This is a genomic window from Vibrio sp. 2132-1 (genome assembly GCF_033344315.1).
In genome coordinates this window covers 1-740 of sequence record NZ_JAWPON010000281.1, presented here as the reverse complement: position 1 = coordinate 740, position 740 = coordinate 1, and the positions used below count along the sequence as shown (strand labels likewise).

The window sequence follows — 740 nt, the reverse complement described above, 5'->3', positions numbered from 1 at the left end:
CTCGGATGCCCGCACGCTCTAAACGCGAAGAAATCGCTCGCGCGCACCGGCGTAGCGCCGTGTAATTGTACCCTGCGATGGTGAGCAGCTTTGGTAACTTGACCGCATCTCCAAATGGGCGCAACACCGGCTTCCAGTTTGGCAACAAGTTATAAGCAGCGACGCTACCGAAATTGATCTTTTCGCTCTTCATCACTTCGGCTAACTGCTCCGGTCGAATCAAATCACTGATGTATCGGCGCTGAGCCTGAGACAAAGCGTGCTTCGCATGATGGTTAAACAGTGCGAACAAACAACCGTCTTCCGTTCGACTGCGTTTGCTCGCTGGGGACGTTTCACTGTTCGGTGTCGACATGTAGTGACCGCACATGTCATCAACAAGGACTGGCTGTGGTTGCAGAGTATTCGCAGCGAGCGATGGGTTCTCCATCTTTTCATCGTTAACGATCCAGATCGTCACCAAATCCGTTAATACTCGACACGCGTAATAGCCATCAAACGCTTGCAGTTTCAAACGGTTTTCACTGTGCTCAACGACGGAAAATGGACCACTCCCTACCACCAACTTGTTGTTCGCAACGTTCACCTGACTCACGGGCTGAATGCCATATTTCACGCCAGAAATAAGCCCAGCAAAACCCAAGTCAGGTCGGTTAAGTGTAAACACCCCTTTGAGAGGATTTATCGCCGTCACGTTTGCAACATGCGCGAGTTCTTTCTCGTAGTATTCTAGTGAGCAC

General features: G+C 50.8%; 1 pseudogene. It reads right to left on the bottom strand.

Annotation, left to right across the window (positions count from 1 at the left end):
* Window positions 1–740: pseudogene (locus R8N47_RS24930) on the bottom strand (SgrR family transcriptional regulator); the annotation flags it as partial.